Raw genomic sequence first — 684 nt, forward strand, 5'->3', positions numbered from 1 at the left:
CGTCGGGGAAGCGAAGTCAAGAAGCCGATTCAGTGAGAGATCAGTTTCTCACCGGCGAGTTCGAGTGAATCGAGGAAGGTACGCACACGTGTCCTGCCGTAGCGCCACCGTCCCTGATGTCGCGCGCCTTGTTGTACCGGTCAAGCCACGCGTCCAGATCGGGCTGCAGGGCAGGGATCGAGTCGTGGATCTTCTTGCGGAATGTAATGCGGTAGAACTCGTTGAGCATGGTCTTGTGACAACCGCAACGACGATGTCGTCGGTTTGTGACGAACGCGCCTGGTGCGGGTGGGGTCTCTGTTTTCCAGTACCAGATAAAGCGTCTATTCATGATGCTCGGGATTGTCTCGATATTCGGGGCGGTGCAGTCAAACGGATAAGCATGTTGCCGATGGAGAAACCCAGACACGGCAACACGCGCACGATGCCGAGATCCAGACGCATTCGCGGGGAACGACGAGCGAGGGCACCCAGGCGACGCCGCATGTCTTCGATGGTGGTAATCAGACACGCGTCCGCGTGAAGCATCAGAATGTGCAAACCGGCTCGCCGAGTCAACTGGATAAGTCTGTTCAGGCAAAAGCGCGGACGGACCATAACGAAACCCAAACGAGCCTCCATCATCATGACCGCTCCGTGCAGACAGCGGATAGGTCGACGATCAGTACAGGGACTCAGGCCGCA

1 protein-coding gene is annotated in these 684 nt (G+C 57.6%); it reads right to left on the reverse strand.

Going from position 1 to position 684, the window contains the following annotated elements; genetic code table 11:
* Positions 1-40: 40 nt before the first annotated feature.
* The gene (locus tag PQR32_RS42130; protein WP_408241800.1) at positions 41-331 is read right to left on the reverse strand and encodes a hypothetical protein; all 291 of its coding nucleotides are present in this window, start codon (positions 329-331) and stop codon (positions 41-43) included.
* Positions 332-684 lie beyond the last annotated feature (353 nt).

Origin of the sequence: Paraburkholderia dipogonis (assembly GCF_046027395.1) — a bacterium.
In the GTDB taxonomy this organism is placed as follows: Bacteria; Pseudomonadota; Gammaproteobacteria; order Burkholderiales; family Burkholderiaceae; genus Paraburkholderia; species Paraburkholderia dipogonis_A.

What these genes read in the sequence shown, in the direction of transcription:
- PQR32_RS42130 (WP_408241800.1), bottom strand. Translation starts at nt 331, where the DNA reads ATGAATAGACGCTTTATCTGGTACTGGAAAACAGAGACCCCACCCGCA.